Origin of the sequence: Streptosporangium carneum, assembly GCF_027922005.1 — a bacterium.
GTDB classification, from domain to species: domain Bacteria; phylum Actinomycetota; class Actinomycetes; order Streptosporangiales; family Streptosporangiaceae; genus Streptosporangium; species Streptosporangium carneum.
In genome coordinates this window covers 171073-187842 of record NZ_BSEV01000002.1, presented here as the reverse complement: position 1 = coordinate 187842, position 16770 = coordinate 171073, and the positions used below count along the sequence as shown (strand labels likewise).

General features: G+C 71.9%; 17 protein-coding genes. 10 read left to right on the top strand and 7 right to left on the bottom strand.

Annotated features, from left to right (window positions below):
* Positions 1 to 63 precede the first annotated feature (63 nt).
* Both PKF00_RS06885 and PKF00_RS06880 read left to right on the top strand, forming a co-directional pair.
* Complete coding sequence (locus tag PKF00_RS06885; RefSeq protein WP_271216524.1) at positions 64 to 774, top strand: ABC transporter ATP-binding protein; 711 nt, start codon at positions 64 to 66, stop codon at positions 772 to 774.
* Positions 771 to 3593: an FtsX-like permease family protein gene (locus PKF00_RS06880; RefSeq protein ID WP_271216523.1), complete on the top strand. Its 2823-nt coding sequence runs from the start codon at positions 771 to 773 to the stop codon at positions 3591 to 3593. The genes PKF00_RS06885 and PKF00_RS06880 overlap by 4 nt, the downstream gene beginning before the upstream one ends.
* A 5-nt stretch (positions 3594 to 3598) precedes the next feature.
* Here PKF00_RS06880 and PKF00_RS06875 read toward each other — a convergent pair whose 3' ends face one another.
* From PKF00_RS06875 to PKF00_RS06860, 4 genes are all read right to left on the bottom strand, one after another.
* Positions 3599 to 4303: a gamma-glutamyl-gamma-aminobutyrate hydrolase family protein gene (locus PKF00_RS06875; protein ID WP_271216522.1), complete on the bottom strand. Its 705-nt coding sequence runs from the start codon at positions 4301 to 4303 to the stop codon at positions 3599 to 3601.
* A gap of 115 nt (positions 4304 to 4418) precedes the next feature.
* Entirely contained in the window at positions 4419 to 5183 is a 765-nt protein-coding gene (locus PKF00_RS06870) for a 3-oxoacyl-ACP reductase (RefSeq protein ID WP_271216521.1), read from the bottom strand.
* Positions 5184 to 5190: 7 nt separating this feature from the next.
* Positions 5191 to 6537 carry an aldehyde dehydrogenase family protein gene (locus PKF00_RS06865; RefSeq protein WP_271216520.1) on the bottom strand — a complete coding sequence of 449 codons (1347 nt, stop codon included), beginning with the start codon at positions 6535 to 6537 and terminating at the stop codon, positions 5191 to 5193.
* Positions 6538 to 6539: 2 nt separating this feature from the next.
* A complete protein-coding gene (locus tag PKF00_RS06860; RefSeq protein WP_271216519.1) occupies positions 6540 to 7883 on the bottom strand; it encodes a glutamine synthetase family protein in 1344 nt (447 codons plus the stop codon).
* Between the two features lie 45 nt (positions 7884 to 7928).
* Here PKF00_RS06860 and PKF00_RS06855 point away from each other — a divergent pair, with 45 nt between their 5' ends.
* From PKF00_RS06855 to PKF00_RS06835, 5 genes are all read left to right on the top strand, one after another.
* Positions 7929 to 8687: a FadR/GntR family transcriptional regulator gene (locus PKF00_RS06855; RefSeq protein WP_425582212.1), complete on the top strand. Its 759-nt coding sequence runs from the start codon at positions 7929 to 7931 to the stop codon at positions 8685 to 8687.
* A gap of 61 nt (positions 8688 to 8748) precedes the next feature.
* Complete coding sequence (locus PKF00_RS06850) at positions 8749 to 9528, top strand: hypothetical protein (protein ID WP_271216517.1); 780 nt, start codon at positions 8749 to 8751, stop codon at positions 9526 to 9528.
* Between the two features lie 52 nt (positions 9529 to 9580).
* A complete protein-coding gene (locus PKF00_RS06845; protein ID WP_271216516.1) occupies positions 9581 to 9901 on the top strand; it encodes a hypothetical protein in 321 nt (106 codons plus the stop codon).
* 7 nt (positions 9902 to 9908) lie between these two features.
* Positions 9909 to 10598, top strand: a complete 690-nt coding sequence (locus tag PKF00_RS06840) for a nucleotidyl transferase AbiEii/AbiGii toxin family protein (protein WP_271216515.1) — start codon at positions 9909 to 9911, stop codon at positions 10596 to 10598.
* A 74-nt stretch (positions 10599 to 10672) separates the two neighbouring features.
* Entirely contained in the window at positions 10673 to 11857 is a 1185-nt protein-coding gene (locus tag PKF00_RS06835) for an SLC13 family permease (RefSeq protein ID WP_271216514.1), read from the top strand.
* A gap of 107 nt (positions 11858 to 11964) precedes the next feature.
* Here the strand turns inward: PKF00_RS06835 and atpB are convergent, their stop codons facing one another.
* The 3 genes from atpB to PKF00_RS06820 form a co-directional block, all read right to left on the bottom strand.
* Positions 11965 to 12738 (bottom strand): F0F1 ATP synthase subunit A, encoded by a 774-nt coding sequence (gene atpB / locus PKF00_RS06830; protein ID WP_271216513.1) that lies wholly within the window; start codon positions 12736 to 12738, stop codon positions 11965 to 11967.
* Between the two features lie 153 nt (positions 12739 to 12891).
* The gene (locus tag PKF00_RS06825; protein WP_271216512.1) at positions 12892 to 13185 is read right to left on the bottom strand and encodes a DUF6204 family protein; all 294 of its coding nucleotides are present in this window, start codon (positions 13183 to 13185) and stop codon (positions 12892 to 12894) included.
* Positions 13173 to 13826, bottom strand: a complete 654-nt coding sequence (locus PKF00_RS06820) for a TetR/AcrR family transcriptional regulator (protein ID WP_271216511.1) — start codon at positions 13824 to 13826, stop codon at positions 13173 to 13175. The genes PKF00_RS06825 and PKF00_RS06820 overlap by 13 nt, the downstream gene beginning before the upstream one ends.
* A 222-nt stretch (positions 13827 to 14048) precedes the next feature.
* Between PKF00_RS06820 and PKF00_RS06815 the strand changes: the two genes are divergently transcribed.
* The 3 genes from PKF00_RS06815 (at position 14049) to PKF00_RS06805 (ending at position 16686) form a co-directional block, all read left to right on the top strand.
* On the top strand, positions 14049 to 14717 hold the full coding sequence (locus PKF00_RS06815; protein ID WP_309298378.1) for a HEAT repeat domain-containing protein: 669 nt from the start codon (positions 14049 to 14051) through the stop codon (positions 14715 to 14717).
* Between the two features lie 6 nt (positions 14718 to 14723).
* Positions 14724 to 15725: a HEAT repeat domain-containing protein gene (locus tag PKF00_RS06810; RefSeq protein WP_271216510.1), complete on the top strand. Its 1002-nt coding sequence runs from the start codon at positions 14724 to 14726 to the stop codon at positions 15723 to 15725.
* A gap of 220 nt (positions 15726 to 15945) precedes the next feature.
* Positions 15946 to 16686 carry a maleylpyruvate isomerase family mycothiol-dependent enzyme gene (locus PKF00_RS06805; RefSeq protein WP_271216509.1) on the top strand — a complete coding sequence of 247 codons (741 nt, stop codon included), beginning with the start codon at positions 15946 to 15948 and terminating at the stop codon, positions 16684 to 16686.
* Positions 16687 to 16770: the final 84 nt, after the last annotated feature.

Below are 16770 nucleotides of genomic sequence, written 5' to 3'. Positions count from 1 at the left end.
GTCCCTACATTGTCACAAAACAAGGGCTTCCGCGCCTCCCTACATTGTGACAATGTATCGATCATGAGCGTTGCGGTGAGCGTGCGAGGAGTCAGTCGTTCCCACGGCCCTGCCAGGGCACTCGACGGCGTCGACCTGGAGGTCGAAGCAGGTCAGGCGGTCGCCCTCATGGGCCCCTCCGGGGCGGGGAAGTCCACGCTGCTGCACCTCGTCGGCGCGATGGACCTTCCTGACGAGGGCGAGATCCACGTCGGCGGCGAGCGCGTCGACGACCTCGGACGCAGGGGCCTCGACCGGCACCGGCGCGCCGTCGGCTTCGTCTTCCAGCGCTTCCACCTGCTGCCCGCGCTCAGCCTGCTCGACAACGTGCTCGTCCCCGTGCTCCCGCGCAGGGTCGGCTTCGACCGCCGGGCCCGTGCCCGCGCCCTGCTCGCCGCCGTCGGGCTGGCGGACAGGGAGGGCACGCTGCCCGGCGAGCTGTCCGGTGGCGAGCAGCAGCGCGTGGCCATCGCCAGGGCGCTGATCGCCCGCCCGCCGCTCCTCCTGGCCGACGAGCCCACCGGCAACCTCGACAGCGCCACGGGACAGGAGATCGTCGACCTGCTGCTGTCGATCAGGGAGGAGTACGGCATGACCATGCTGCTGGCCACCCACAACCCCGAGGTGGCGGCGGCGTGCGACCGGGTGGTCAGGATGCGGGACGGCCGCGTGGTCGGCGACGACCGGGTGACGCCCGCCGCCGACGTGCTCGACCGGATCGGCCGTCTCGGATGATCCGCCTGGTCTTCTCCCAGCTCCGCCGCCGTCTCGGCAGAGCCCTGGTGCTGGCACTCGGCATCGTGATCGCGGCGACGGGCTTCACCGTGCTGACCGGCAGCGCGGAGACCCAGCGCCTGGAGATCGTCGGCACGGTCGGGAGGAACTTCCGCGCGCAGTACGACATCCTGGTCCGCCCGAAGGGCACCGCGACGGCCGTCGAACGGTCGCAGGGGCTGGTCCGCGCCAACTACCTGTCGGGCGTCTTCGGCGGGATCACCCTCGACCAGTACGAGCGGATCAAGCGGATCAACGGCGTCGACGTCGCCGCCCCGATCGGCATGGTCGGCCACATCGTGCACTCGGGAGGCGTCAGGGTCGACGTGACGGACGTGCTGCACGGGGGCGAGCGCACGATGCTGCGCGTCGAGCGCACCCGGGTCACCGATCGAGGGCTGACCCGCATCCCGTTCCGGCAGCCCCGGTACGAGTACGTCACCCGCCGCCCCGTCAAGACCGACCTGGGCAGACCCAGCTCGGACGACGACGGGGAGGCGGTCACGGAGGAGCTCGCCGACGGCAGGCGGGTCCGGATCGACCCCTCGCTCGGCTGGTCCCAGGACCCCTCGACGAGCAGTCCCTTCCCCTCGGAGCGGACGGTGCCCGAGCGCGGCTACTGGTCCACCCTGAGCGGCAGCGGGATCGACGGCAGCGCCGAACGGAGAGGCCTGCGACCCGGGCAGGCGGTGGTGCAGGTCCCCCAGGCGTTCCCGTTCCTGCTCGCCGCCGTCGATCCGGACGCCGAGGCCCGGCTGGCCGGGCTGGACCGGGCGACGGTCACCGGGCGCTACCTCAGGCCCATGACCGTCAGGGACGACCCCAGGGAGGTCCAGCTGCTCGCGGCGACCACGTCGTACGTGGACCAGCAGGACGAGATCGTGGTCCGCAGGCTGCCCCGGGAGGCGGCGGAGAAGGTCGTCAGGGGCACGCCGGCCAGGCGGCTGCTGTCCTACCTCGGCACGCAGCCGGGCGAGGAGGTCAGGCGGCTCACCGCCGACGCCGCGAAGACCTACGAGACGATGCTCGACGACTGGTCGACCAACCTGCCCACCTGGCGCTTCTTCCCGCTGACGAGATACTGGACGTCGGGGCCGACCGAGTACCGGCAGCTGGACGCCCGCAGGCTCGCCGCGCTCCCGGCGCGGAACCCGCCGGACGTCTGGGCGGACCCGGAGTTCGCCAAACTGCTGGTGGGCCTGGCGAAGGACCGCGGGACCGCGCCCGAGGGGGCGGCCGACACCCAGTTCCGCGCGCTGGAGCGCAGGACGGTGCCCTACGACCTCGAAGGGCACACGCTCAACACCCGCGTCGTCGGCAGGTTCGACCCGGCGAGACTCCCCGGCCTCAGCGAGCTGACCCGGCTGCCGACGGAGACCTACGCCCCGCCCGCCGCCAAGCCGGGCGACAGCCGTACCGCCGTGCTCCTGGGCGGCCGGGACCTGCTGCCCAACGACAACGTCGGCGGCTACCTCCAGGCGCCGCCGCTGCTGCTCACCGACCTCCACTGGCTCGGGGAGATCGTGAGAAGGACCGCGGGACGTCCCGCCGCCCGTGCGCCGCTCAGCGTGATCCGGGTGCGGGTCGCGGGCGTCACCGGGACCGACCCGGTCAGCAGGGAGCGGATCAGCCAGGTGGCCAGGGACATCGTCGCGGCCACCGGGCTGGAGGTGGACATCACGGTCGGCTCCTCGCCCACCCCGGTCACGGTCGAGCTGCCCGCCGGTTCCTTCGGACGCCCCGCGCTGACCCTCCAGGAGGGCTGGGTCGCCAAGAACGTCGCCTACCGGATCCTCAACGCCGCCGACCACAAGTCGCTCGTGCTGTTCGTCCTGGTCCTGGCCGTCTGCGGGCTGTTCGTCGTCAACGGCGCGGCGGCGGCGGTGCGGGCCAGGAGGTCCGAGCTGGGCGTGCTGGCCTGCCTGGGCTGGTCGCGGCCGAAGCTGTTCGGGACCGTGCTGTCCGAGGTGGGGGCGATCGGACTGCTCGCCGGCGTCGTCTCGGCCGCCCTGGCCTGGCCGGTCGCGTCGTGGGCGCAGGTCGCGCCGCCGGGGGAGCGGGCGTGGCTCGCCGTGCCCGCCGCGACCGGGCTCGCGCTGCTGGCCGGTCTGGCTCCCGCGTGGCTGGCCTCGCGGGTGCCTCCCGCGGAGGCGGTACGGCCCGCCGTACGGCTGCCGCGCAGGGCGCGCTCGCCGCGCGGCGTCGCGGGACTCGCGGTGAGCGGGCTGACCAGATCCCCGGGCAGGACCCTGCTGGGCGCGGCGACGCTCACCGTCGCCGTCTTCGGGCTGACCGTGCTGCTCGGCGTCACCTACGGCTTCAGGGGCAGGGTGGTCGGCTCGCTGCTCGGCGACGCCATCGTGGTCCAGGCGCGCCCCGCCGACTACGCCGCCGTCACGGTGATGTTCACGCTGGCCGCGCTGGCCGTGGCCGACGTGCTCTACCTCGGCGTGCGGGAGCGCGACGCCGAGCTGGCCACGCTGCGCGCCTCCGGCTGGTCAGGGGGCTCGCTCGCCCGGCTGATCGTGTTCGAGGGGGTCGGCGTCGGCCTGCTCGGCGCGCTCGCCGGAGCCGTGGGCGGCGTGGCGGCGGCGACGGCGCTGGCGGGCGGGTTCACCGGCCCGCTCACCGGCGGGACGGCGGGCGGATCGACGGGCCCGCTGGTCTGGGGGGCGGCGGCCGCGGCGGCGACGGCCGTCACGCTCGCCGCCCTGGCCTCCCTCGCCCCGGCCCTGCTCGCGTGGCGGCTCCCGCCGGCCCGCGTCCTTGCCCGGGAGTGAAGCGCTCAGGGGCGGGCGCGCCGTACGTGCCGTACCAGGGCCTCGAAGAGCGCGCACTCGTCGTCGGCCTCGGGGTGCCACTGGACCGCCAGGGCGAACGGGTGCCCCTCCAGTTCGACGGCCTCGATCGTGCCGTCCGCCGCGTGGGCGGTCACGGTCAGGCCCGCGCCGACCTTGTCCACGGCCTGGTGGTGGTAGTGGGCCACCTCGACGGGGCCGGGGCCGAGGATCTCGGCGGTCAGGCTGCCGGGGGCGGCCCGTACCGGCATCCGGCCGAAGCGGCCGGGAGCCGGGGCGTGGTCGCCGCGGACGACCACGTCGGGCAGGTGCTGGTGCAGGCTGCCGCCGAGGGCGACGTTGAGGACCTGCAGTCCCCGGCACACCCCCAGGAACGGAACACCCTGCTCCAGGGCCGCCCTGACCAGGCCGAACTCGGCGTCGTCCCGGGCCTGGCGGACGTGACCGGTCCGCTCGTGCGGGGCCTGGCCGTACCGCGCGGGGTCGACGTCCCCGCCGCCGGCCAGGATCAGCCCGTCAAGGCGGCCGAGCGCCGCGGCCGGGTCGCCCACGGGGGGCAGGATCACCGGCTGGCCGCCCACGCGGGCCACGTGGTCGACGTAGGCGTACGGCAGGAGCGCGGCGGTCGTCTCCCAGACGGTGAACCTCGCGGGCTCGACGTAGCAGGTGACGCCGATGACGGGACGGGACATGATCTCTTTTCTGCCGGTGGCCGGTGGCCGGTGGCCGGTGGCCGGGACGCGGGGTGGGGGGTGTGGGGCCGCGTCCCGGCACGCTCTCGACGACGGACGACGGACGACGGCTCGGCTACAGCGGCGTGACGTAGGCGCCGGAGATGCCGCCGTCCACCAGGAACTCGGAGCCGGTGATGAAGCTCGCGTCGTCCGACGCCAGGAACGCCACCGCGGCGGCGATCTCGGAGGCCTCGGCGAACCGGCCGAGCGGGATGTGCACCAGGCGGCGCCGCGCCCGCTCGGGGTCCTTGGCGAACAACTCCCGCAGCAGCGGGGTGTTCACCGGGCCGGGGCAGAGCGCGTTGACCCTGACGCCGTCGCGGGCGAACTGCACGCCGAGCTCCCGCGACATGGCCAGCACCCCGCCCTTGGACGCGGTGTAGGAGATCTGGCTGGTCGCCGAGCCCATCACCGCCACGAACGACGCGGTGTTGATGATCGACCCCTTGCCCTGGCGGCGCATGTAGGGGATGGCGTGCTTGCAGCACAGGTACACCGAGGTGAGGTTGACCTCCTGGACCCGCCGCCACGCGTCGAGGCCGGTCTCCAGGATCGAGTCGTCGTCGGGCGGCGAGATGCCCGCGTTGTTGAACGCGACGTCCACGCTGCCGTAGGCGTCGAACGCCGCCTGGAACGTCCTGGCGACGTCGTCCTCGCTGCTGACGTCGGCCTTGACGAACAGCCCGTCCACCTCGGCCGCCGCCGCCGAGCCGCTCGCCTCGTCCAGGTCCACGCACACGACGCGGGCGCCCTCCTCGGCGAACCTGCGCGTGGTCGCCAGGCCGATGCCGCTGCCCGCGCCGGTGACGACCGCCACCCGGTCCTGCAAACGCCGCATGCTCTGCTCACTCCTCGGAAATGAAGACGTTCTTGGTCTCGGTGAACGCGGACAGGGCGTCGGGCCCCAGTTCGCGGCCGAGTCCCGACTGTTTGAAACCGCCGAACGGGGTCCAGTAGCGGACGCTCGAATGGGAGTTCACGCTGAGGTTCCCCGCCTCGACCGCGCGGGCCACCCGCAGCGCGCGGCCCACGTCGCGGGTCCAGATGGAGCCGCTGAGGCCGTAGCGCGTGTCGTTGGCGATCCGCACGGCGTCCGTCTCGTCGTCGAAGGGCACGACCGTCACCACGGGGCCGAAGATCTCCTCGGTGAACGCGGGGTCGTCCAGGCTGTCCGGGACGAGCAGCGTCGCGGGGTACCAGAACCCGGGGCCCGAGGGGCACGGCCCGACGGCGTGCGCCGGGCCGGTGACGAACGAGGCCACCCGGTCGCGGTGCTCCGCGCTGATCAGCGGGCCCATCTCGGTCGTCTCGTCGCGGGGGTCGCCGACCCTGACGTTCAGCACCGCCCGCGTGAGCCGTTCGAGGAACTCGTCGTGGACGGAGCGTTCCACGAGGATGCGGGAGCGCGCGCAGCAGTCCTGGCCCGAGTTGTCGAACACCGCGTACGGCGCGGTCGCCGCCGCCTTCTCCAGGTCGGCGTCGGCGAAGACGACGTTGGCGCTCTTGCCGCCGAGCTCCAGGGTGATCCGCTTGACCTGCCCCGCGCACGTGGCCGCGATCCGCTTGCCCACCTCGGTCGAGCCGGTGAACACGATCTTCGCCACGTCCGGGTGCTCGACCAGCCGCGCGCCCGCCACCTCCCCGGCCCCCGGCAGGACCTGGAGCACCCCTTCCGGCAGGCCCGCCTCCAGGGCCAGCTCGGCCAGCCGCAGGGCGGTCAGCGGCGTCTGCTCGGCGGGCTTGACGACCACGGTGTTGCCCGCGGCGAGCGCGGGGGCGACGCCCCAGGTCATGACGACCATGGGGAAGTTCCACGGCACGATCACGCCGACGACGCCCAGCGGCTCCTGGAAGGTCACGTCGACGCCGCCGGGCACCGGGATCTGCCTGCCGTGGTTGCGCTCGGGCGCCCCGGCGTAGAAGTCGAGCACGTCGCGGACGTTGCCCGCCTCCCAGCGGGCGTTGCCGACGGTGTGCCCGGCGTTCGCGATCTCCAGCCCGGCCAGTTCCTCGGCGTGCTCGCCGACCAGGCGGGCGAAGGCGCGCAGCAGCCTGGCCCGGTCGCCGGGGGAGACGCCCCGCCAGGCGGCGAAGGCCCGCCCGGCCCGCTCGACCGCCCGGTCGACCTCGGCCGCGTCCGCGAACTCCACGTCGGCGACCACCTCTTCCGTCGCCGGATTGATGATCTTCATGCTCACATCCGCTCGAATCCTCGGAACAGCTCCCAGTCGGTGACCGCCGCCTCGAAGGCGGCCAGCTCGACCCTGGCGTTGTTGGCGTAGTGCGCCACGACGTCCTCGCCGAAGGCGTTCCCCGCCAGGGCGGAGCCCTCCCACAGCCGCAGCGCCTCCCCGAGGGTGCGCGGCACGGTCTCCGCCCCCGAGGTGTAGGCGTTCCCGGTGAACGGCTCCTCCAGCGGCAGTTCGTTCTCGATTCCGTGCAGCCCGGCCGCCACCAGCGCCGCGACCGCCAGGTAGGGGTTGACGTCCCCGCCGGGCACCCGGTTCTCCACCCGCAGCGACTGCCCGTGGCCGACCAGGCGCAGCGCGCACGTCCGGTTGTCCACGCCCCACCTGACCGCGGTCGGCGCGAAGCTGCCGGGCACGTACCGCTTGTAGGAGTTGACGTTCGGCGCGTGGAGCAGGGTGAGCTCCCGCAGGAAGGCGAGCTGCCCGGCGATGAAGTGCCGCCCGACGTCCGAGAGGCCGTACGGCCCGGCCCCGGCCATGACCGGCTCCCCGTCGCCGTCCCGAAGGGAGATGTGGATGTGGCAGGAGTTGCCCTCCTGCTGGTTCGGCTTGGCCATGAAGGTGATCGACCTTCCCTCCTGGGCGGCGATCTCCTTGGCGCCGTTCTTGTAGACGGAGTGGTTGTCGCAGGTGGTCAGGGCGTCCGCGTACCGGAAGGCGATCTCGTGCTGGCCGAGGTTGCACTCGCCCTTGACCGACTCGACGTACATCCCCGCGCCCTCCATGCCGAGCCTGATCCTGCGCAGCAGCGGCTCGACCCTGGCGGTGCCGAGGAGGGAGTAGTCGACGTTGTAGAGGTTGGCCGGGGACAGGTCGCGGTAGCCCCTGCGCCAGGCCTCCTCGTAGGTGTCGTCGTAGACGACGAACTCCAGCTCGGTCCCGACGAACGCCCGCCAGCCCCGCCCGGCCAGCCTGCCGAGCTGCTTTCGCAGGATCTGCCGGGGCGAGACGGTCACGTCCGAGCCGTCCTCCAGGGCCAGGTCGGCCATAACCAGGGCGGTGCCCTCCTGCCACGGCACCCGGCGCAGGGTGGACAGGTCGGGTCTCATCACGAAGTCGCCGTAGCCCCGCTCCCACGAGGACGTCGCGTAGCCGTTCACCGTGTTCATCTCGACGTCGACCGCGAGCAGGTAGTCGCAGCCCTCCGAGGCGTGGTGCAGCACCTCCTCGAGGAAGTAGCGCGCCGACAGGCGTTTTCCCTGCAGACGCCCCTGCATGTCGACGATCGCCAGCAGCACGGTGTCGATCCGTCCCGCCGCCACCTCGTCACGAAGCTCGCCGACGTCCACACAGCCCCCTCACTGAAGTTCTATTGGGCCAGTGTCAGACCATTGATGTATACGGAGAATGTCTTGTCAAGGTTTGGAGGTGAATTGAACGAGTCGACGCACCTGGCGGCCGTGTTACGGCCCGTCCGCGCGGGCAACGCGTTCGAGGAGACGGTCGAGCGCCTGCTCCAGGCGATCAAGCTGGGGATGGTGACCGAGAAGCTGCCGCCGGAGCGTGAGCTCGCCGCGCGCCTGGGGATCAGCAGGGTCACGCTGCGCGAGGCCATCCGCGCCCTGCAGGAGGCGGGTTACCTCGACGTGCGGCGAGGCAGGTACGGCGGCGCGTTCGTCACCTACGTCCCGCCGCCCCCGAGCCAGGGGGACCTGCGCAGGGCCGTGGCCGACATGGGCACCGACGACCTGGCCGACGCGCTCACGTTCCGGATGGCCGTCGAGTGCGGCGCGGCCCAGGTGCTGGCCGCCGCCGGAATCGACGGGGAACGGCGTGACACGCTCAGGAGGAGGCTGAGAGAGGTCAACTCCGCGGGGCCCGACGACTACCGCCGCCTCGACACGGCCTTCCACCTGGCCATCGCGGAGCTGACCGGCTCCTCGCTGCTCGCCGCCGCCTGCGCCGACGCCAGGCTGCGGGTCACCGACCTGCTCAACGCCATCCCGGTGCTCCAGCGCAACATCCAGCACGCCGCCGCCCAGCACGAGGCGATCGTCGCGGCCGTCCTCGCGGGCGACCCCGACGCCGCGCGCAGGGCGGTCGCCGAGCACCTCGAGGGCACCGCAGCCCTGTTGCGCGGGTTCCTGGCGTAGTCGCCCTTATGGGCGGTTCCTCGAGCGATCGTGGATCGTTCTCGCATAATCTGGGGAAACAGTGGGGGATTTGTTCCAGCAACGGATCGTGGACACAGGGCGGCTACCGCTGTTCTGTTTCTTCGTCGCGCTGATCGGCGCCTTCATCTTCACCCGCATCAACGTCCGGCTCATCCGCGCCAAGATCGGCTGGTTCGGCAACGTCAACGTCGGCGACATGCACATCCACCACGTGGTGTTCGGCGTGGTGCTGACCATGCTCGGCGGGGTCTCGGGGCTGCTCGTCTCCGGCGTCTCCCAGGGCTGGTACGCCCTGACGGCGGCCGTCTTCGGCGTCGGCGCCGCGCTGGTCCTGGACGAGTTCGCGCTGATCCTGCACCTGCACGACGTCTACTGGGAGGAGGAGGGGCGCACGTCGGTCGACGCGGTGTTCATCGCGATCGCGATCACCGGGCTGCTCCTGCTCGGCCTGCGGCCGCTCGGCTGGGAGAGGTCGGACGGCACGGCGGAGGGGGCGTTGCTGGCGGCGGGCGTCATCGTGGCCAACCTCGTGCTCGCCACCGTCACCCTGCTCAAGGGGAAGATCTGGACGGGCATGGCGGGACTGTTCGTCCCGATCCTGCTGATTCCCGGCGCGCTGCGGCTGGCCCGCCCCGGATCCCCCTGGGCGCACTGGTTCTTCGCCCCCGGCTCCCGGCGTCCGCAGCCCCGCAAGATGGTCAGGGCCGAGCGCCGTGAGGAACGCTGGCGGCGTCCGGTGATCCGCGCCAAGATCGCCTTCCAGGAGTTCGTCTCGGGAAGGCACGACCTCCCCTCGTCCCGCCTGCGCTCACGACGCTGAGCGGTGATCGCGGGGCGTTCCCGCCCCGCCTCGGCGTGGGCATACTGGAGAGGTGAGTGTGCTTCCGTCCCGCTGGGACGGCGTGGAGCGACGGGTCCCCGACTCCCTGGCCGACCTGCGCGGTCCCGCCACGGGGGTGGTCGCCCTGCCCGTCCGCCTGGGCTGGTCCGGGCTCACCGAGTTCGACCTGACGAACCCGCTGCTGCGGATGAGCCTGTACCGCACGGTCATCACCGGCGGCGTCCGCGCCGACGCCGAGTCATACCTGAACGCCGAGCTCCTGGTCGCCGACTGGCCGACCCTGCGCAGGGGCCTCGGGCCGAGCTACCGGCGGGCCTGGGAGGACAAGCTCGGCGGCCTGGGACGGCAGTGATTCCCCGATGATCCCCCTGCCCCCGTTCCAGCAACGGATGCTGCAGGCCGTGCTCCCCGCCTGCACCAGGTTCGGGCTGGTCCTGGCCGGCGGCTACGCCATGAACGCCCACGGTCTCACCGAGCGTCCCAGCAACGACCTCGACTTCGCCACCGCCGCCGAGACGCCGCTGCCCGAGGTCGCCGACGGGATCGCGGACGCCTTCAGGGAGGCGGGCCTCGACGTCACCGTGGTCGAGGTCACCCCCCGGATGGGACGCCTGGTGGTGAGCGACCCGGTGACCGAGCAGAGCTGCGAGTTCGACCTGCTCAGAGAGGCCTTCCAGCGGCAGCCCGTGATCGTCGGAGACGTGTCCGTCGTCTCCCTCGACGACGCGGTCGGCCTGAAGATGCGCGCCCTGCACGAGCGCAGCCTCGCCCGCGACGTCATCGACGTCGCCTCCGTCTCCCACCTGTACGGCTTCCGCGAGCTGGAGCACCTGGCCCGCCTGCACAACGAGGAGTTCTCCCTCGCCGAGCTGGTGATGCGCCTGGAGTTCGTCGAGCTGATCGCCGACGAGGACTTCGAGGCCTACGGGGTCGGCGAGGAGCGGGTCGGGGAGATCCGGCGCTTCGCCGCCGCGTGGGTCGAGGACATCGGCCTGCGCAGGGCCGAGGAGGGCGACGCCGAGTACGACGACATCCCCGAACCCGACTGAGCCCCCTTCGGCGTCGGAGCCGGAGCGGCAGGGGTCCCGGACTCGCACGGGATCGACGATGCGACCATGACCGCATGGCGTGGTGGCGGCTTTCCCCTCTTGACTGGATCAGGATCGCGGTGCTGGCCGCCGGCCTGCTGTGCGTGGCGACCGGGTTGCTGCCCGTCGCGGACGCGCGCGCGAGCATGGGGGAGATCGCCCCGCTGCTGCTGTTCCTGGCCAGCGTGATCATCTTGGCGGAGCTGGTCAAGACAGCCGCCGTCTTCGACGTCGTGGCCACCCGGCTGGCGATCCTCGGGCGGGGCAACTATCCGGCGCTGTTCCTGCTGTGCGTGGCCTTCGCCTCGCTCACCACCGTCTTCCTCAACCTCGACACCACGGCCGTGCTGCTCACCCCCGTCATGCTGGCGCTGGCGGACCGCGCGCGGATAGCGCCCCTGCCGGTCGCGGTCACCACCGTCTGGCTGGCCAACACCGCCAGCCTGCTGCTGCCCGTCTCCAACCTCACCAACCTGCTCGCCGCCGACCGCATCGCGCTCTCCCCCGCGCGGTTCGCCACCCGGCTGCTGCTGCCGCAACTGGTCGCGATCGCGATGACCATGGTGTTCCTGTGGCTGTTCTACTGGCGTCGCGCCCAGCGCGGCGTGGACCGCTACGTCCCGTCCGAGCCCGTCGCGCCCGCCGATCCCGTGCTGTTCAGGGTCGCCGCCGTCGCCTGCCTGCTGTTCGCCGGCCTGCTGTTCACCGGCATCCCCCTGCAGGTGTCCTCGCTCGCCGCGATGCTGGTGGTGGTCGCCGCGTTCGCCGTACGGGCCAGGGATCGGCTCACCTGGCGGTTGATCCCCTGGCAGCTCCTGGTCTTCGTGTCCGGCCTGTTCCTGGTGGTGCCCACGCTGCAACGCCACGGCCTCGACCAGGTCATGACCCACCTGATCGGCGGCGACGGCGGCGGTGACGGCGCGTACCGCGCCGCGGCCGCCGGAGCCGGGCTCTCCAACCTGATCAACAACCTGCCCGCCTACGCCGCCGGCGCGGTGGCGGTCCCCGAGGACGACCACACGCGGCTGCTCGCCCTGCTCGTCGGCGTCAACGTCGGCCCGCTGGTCACCCCGTGGGCATCGGTGGCCACGCTGCTGTGGTTCGAATGGTGCGGCCGCCACGCGCTGCGGGTGCCTCTGGTCAAGTTCGTCCTCACCGGTCTCGCCCTGGCCGTCACCGCTCTGGCGGCCACGGTCACCGCGCTGCTGGCCACCGGTTGACGTCTCACGCCCCGGACGACGCCCGCCGCCCGCGCTCCCCGGCGGGTGTCCCTCGCGTCGCCGCCGGGCGGGCCCGGCCTCCGTGACGGGCCCGCCCGGCGTGGGACTCAGTGCTCGGGGTTGAGTGAGCTGCCGATGAACATGGCGGTGAGCAGCACGAACAGGTAGGCCTGTAGGAACTGGATGAACATCTCGAACCCGGTCATCACAATCGCCATGAGCACGCCGAGCGCGCCCAGCGGGACACCCAGGAGAGTCGGCCGTTCGAACAGGAACCAGAAGCCGACCGCGCTGAAGAAGGCCAGGATGACGTGGCCGGCGAACATGTTGGCGGCCAGCCGGAGCATGTGGGTGAACAGCGAGGTCACGAAGTTCTGGAGCAGTTCCAGCGGGATCAGCAGGACGTAGGTGAGCTTTGGAAGGCCGCGGGGGATGAGGTTGCCGACGTAGCCCCTGGCTCCCTGCGCGCGGACGCCCACGTAGATCTTGACGACGTAGACCGTGAAGGCGATCACGGCGGGATAGGCGAGGAAGGACGAGACGGGGAGCTGGACGAGCGGGATCACGCCCATCAGGTTCCAGATCCAGGACAGGAGGAAGATGCTGAGCAGCAGGCCCATCCAGCGGTCGGCGTCCTTGCCGAGAAAGGGTCTGGCGGCCTGGTCGCGGACGAACACATATCCCATCTCCGCGATGTTCTGCAGGCCGCGCGGCACCAGCCTGGGGTGGGCGAACGCGGCCCACAGCAGGACGCAGACCAGCAGGGCCCCGACCCCGGCCATCAGGGTCGGTTTGGTCAGCCAGTACGGCGCGCCCGGCCAGAGCGGGGGGAACTGGAAGAGTTCGAGGCCTGGAGCCTGGAAGTCGTCGGACGGTTTCACCGGCGGCTCCTTCAAGAGGAGGGCTATTTTGTGAAACCTTTCACAAAGTGGCGGAGGCGGCCATTCCCTCCCAGGTGATGATCATGATCATGTGATCTCCAGAGGGGAGGGCGCCGTCCCGCGGGCGGCGCCCGAGCCGTCCCCGAGGGGCGCTCATCCCCGGCCCTTTCTGCGGATCTTGATGTCGCGCATGTCCGTCACCGCGGTGCGGAGGATCCGGTACGGCTGGCCGTGCGCGTCCAGTGCCGCGACCGCCCGCCCCGCCGCCTCGTTCTCGCCGTCGCCGGGGCCCGCGGGGACCTGGCAGCGGAAGGTGAACGCCGAGAGGCTCCCGTCGTGGGTGAACGTGCCGGCCTCGGTGAAGGCGACGCCGCCCGCCGCGAGGATCGCCTCGCGCCCCGCGTCGGTCAGCCCCTCGAACTTTCCGGAGATGATCACTCTGAACACGGTCGGTCCTTTCGCACGGCGTAGGTGAGGGCGCGTTCGCCGAGCAGGCTCTCGGCGGCGTCGAGGAGATCCAGCACCGCCTCGGCGATCGTGTCGGGGCTCTCCCCGGCCGCGGTGCGCCCGCCGATCTCGGTGTACACCAGCGAATGCAGGCAACCGAGATGCCAGGCCACCACGCGGGGGAGCGGGTCGTCCGGCGAGGCCCCGGTCTCCTCGGCGAGCGCGTCGGCGAGCGCGTCGGTCATCTGCCGGCCGAGGTCGCCCAGCCGGGCGGTGAGCGTGGGCGCGGCCAGCATCATCTCCAGAACCCGGCCGAACCCCTCGGTCAGTCCCAGTACGCGGTCGCGGCGACGCACCTCGTCGCGCAGGCGCGTCAACACGGCCCCTGCGGCGGACTCGCCCGGGGGGCGGTCCCGCACGATGTCGGCGAGCCGCCGCGGCGACGCCTCGTCCGGCGGCAGGACGAGGTCCTCCTTGGTCTCGAAGTAGTTGTAGACGGTGTTCACGGACACCTCCGCCGCCGCGGCGACCTCGGCGATCGTGACGTGCTCGAAGCCCCGATCCACGAACAGGCCGGTGGCCACCTCGGAGATGCGTTGCCGTGTCCGCCGCTTCTTCCGCTCTCGCAGTCCCTCGGTCACGGCCGGAAGCCTAACTCAACTCCAAATATGAAGTCGACTCCAATTTTGGGGTGCACTGTGCCTTTGCCCGCGTCGCGCTCCGTGCGCGTCCGGCCGGTCCTTGACGTGGCTTGACAGGCGCCGGACTCGGAGGGCAGGGGACGCCTGGTGATCTCGCGGCGTGGCCTCGCTTGACCTTGACACAGTGACAAGGTCTTCACTGTTGCCAAGGAGGTGGTCCCGATGGCCATGCCGAAACAGGACACGGACACGACTCGAGTCTTCCAGGGGCTGGAGGACGGCGACTCGTCGGTGCGGCTGCGGGCGGCGCTGGCGGTCGGCACGACCCCTGACCCGCGGTTCGTCGACAAGCTCATCGAACGATGCGCGATCGAGCCCGAATTCCATGTGCGCGACATGCTGACGTGGGCACTCACTCGCCACCCGGCGTCGACGACGATCCCGGAGCTTCTCAGGGAGGTCCGCTCGGAGCGTGCGCAGGCACGAAGCCAGGCGCTGCACACGCTGTCCAAGATCGGAGATCGGCAGGCGTGGCCGGCCATCACACGGGCGCTTCTGTCCGACGCCGACGACGAGGTGGCGCGGAGCGCCTGGCGGGCAGCGGTCGTGCTCGTGCCCGAAGGCGAGGAGCCCGAGTTGGCCGCGGTGCTGGCGACACAGCTCGGGCGCGGCGAGCGTGAGACGCAGCTGAGCCTCAGCCGGGCGCTGATCGCGCTCGGTGAGGTGATCGTGCCGACGCTGCGCGCCGCGGTGACGGATCTCGACCCCCGGGTGCGCGCGCACGCGATCGCCACGGAACGGCTGTTGCGCGACCCGGATGCCGGGTTCGGGTTCGCGATCGAGGAGGCGAAGCGCATCGTGGCCCTCGGCGGCGCCGGCAAGGAGGGGTGACGGGCGGTGTTGATCGGTGACGTGGCACGGCGGTCCGGGGTCAGCGCCCGCATGCTCAGGCACTACGACTCGCTCGGCCTGGTGCGGCCGACGGGTCGTAGCGACGCCGGCTATCGGGAGTACTCCAGCGAGGACATCCGGCGGATCTTCCATATCGAGAGCCTGCGGTCATTGGGGTTGTCGCTGCGTGACGTCAGGCGCGCGTTCGACGATCCTGACTTCACGCCCTCAGAGCTCGTCGACGACCTCATCCGCCGGACACGAGAACGCATCGCGGCTGAGACGGAGCTGCTCACCCGACTGCGTCGGATCGGCGCCGCGGAACCCGCGGGCTGGGAGGACGTCCTCCAGATCGTCGCACTCCTGCAGGCGTTGGGCTCGAAGAGCGCGGGCAAGCGCCAGCGCGCGGCCCTGTCCTCGGTCGAAGAGGTTCCGGTGCCGGTGGAGGCGCTGGTCGAGGCAGCGTTGAGCGAGACGGACCCGAACGTCGCCGGAGCCCTTCGATGGGCTCTGGCGCAGTCGGGCGAGGACGGATTGGCGCTGCTGGCGGAGGGCCTCGGCTCACCGGCGGCCGAGGTGCGCGAACGCGCCGTCCGGTCCATCGCCGAGATTCCGAACGGCGGGGCGACCGCGCTGCTGCGGGACGCCCTCACGAACTCCGACGTCGCGGTCCGCGGGCATGCGGCTCTGGCGCTCGGGGCGCGTGGAGTGGCCGACGCGGTCCCGACGCTCGTCGACATGGTCGTCGAGGGGACGAATGACGTCGACGCGGCCGATGCGCTGAGCGCGCTGGCGAGTCGTCCCGCGTCGGCGGACCAGATCGCCGCCAGGCTCGTCGACAGCCTCGCCCATGGCGCCGTCGAACCGTCCGCGCGTCGACGGCTGACCCAGGCGCTCGCGGGCATCCCGGGAACCACGGCGTCACGAGCCCTCACAGATCTGTCACATGACGAAGACCGTGCCGTCGCGCTCACCGCGGCGTACATCCTCGGGATACGCGAGGCGTGACGACGGATCTCTCCCGGGGTGCTGCGCGCCCTGGACAAGGGGCCCGTCCGCTCGTCGCCGAAGGCCCGGAGAAGGAAGCCCTCGGCGTCCTGGCCGTCGAGTCTCGGTCGAGTGATCGGACTTCTCACCCGGTACCGCCGGCAAACCCGCTGCGCGACGGAACGGAGGGCCTGGGACGGGACCGGCCGTAACTGTCGGGGGCGTACGGCACCATGCGATCATGGACCATGCTCGCTACCTCGACCTGATCCGCGCCGACAGCGACCGCCTGCTCGCGGTGGCCCGGCGGAGCCCGGACGACGCGGTGCCGTCGTGCCCCGGCTGGACCAACCGCGATCTCGTCCGGCACGTCGGAGAGGTGTACGACCACAAGATCCTGTGCATGCGGCTGGGGCGTGATCCGCAGAGCGCCGAGCGGGCCCCGCGACCGGCCGACGACGCCGCCCTGGCGGCCTGGTTCACCTCTCTGCGCGACGCGCTCCTCGACCAGCTCGTCGTCCGAGGCCCCGGGGCGAGCTCCCACACCTGGTTCCCGCCGGACCGGACAGTCGGCTTCTGGTACCGGCGGATGGCTCACGAGACGGCGGTTCACCGCGTCGACGCGGAGCTCGCCTGCGGTCAGGAGACGCCGGTCGACCCGCGACTGGCGGCGGACGGCGTCGACGAGCTCGTCGGATTCCTCACCTACGACTTCGGCGACAGATCCGAGCAGCAGCAGGGCGTCGGCCTCACGGTGGAGCTGGAGTGCGACGGACGGCGGTGGGCGGTGACGCTGCGGGAGGACCGCGTGGAGCGGGCGGCCCGGGGAACGACGCCGGACGCGCGGATCGACGGCGAGCCCGGAGACCTCCTGCTCCACCTGTGGGGCCGACGCCAGGCGGACAAGGGATCCCTCAGGAGCTCGGGTGACGTCGCCGCGCTCGCGGGGCTGTGGAGCCGCCTCAGGGAGGAGACGCGGTAGCGAGCCGAACACGGCGCGGCACCCGCGGCACCGGACCCGGGCGCATATCCGGCCGCCTACGGGGAAGCTGAGGGGCCTCATCTG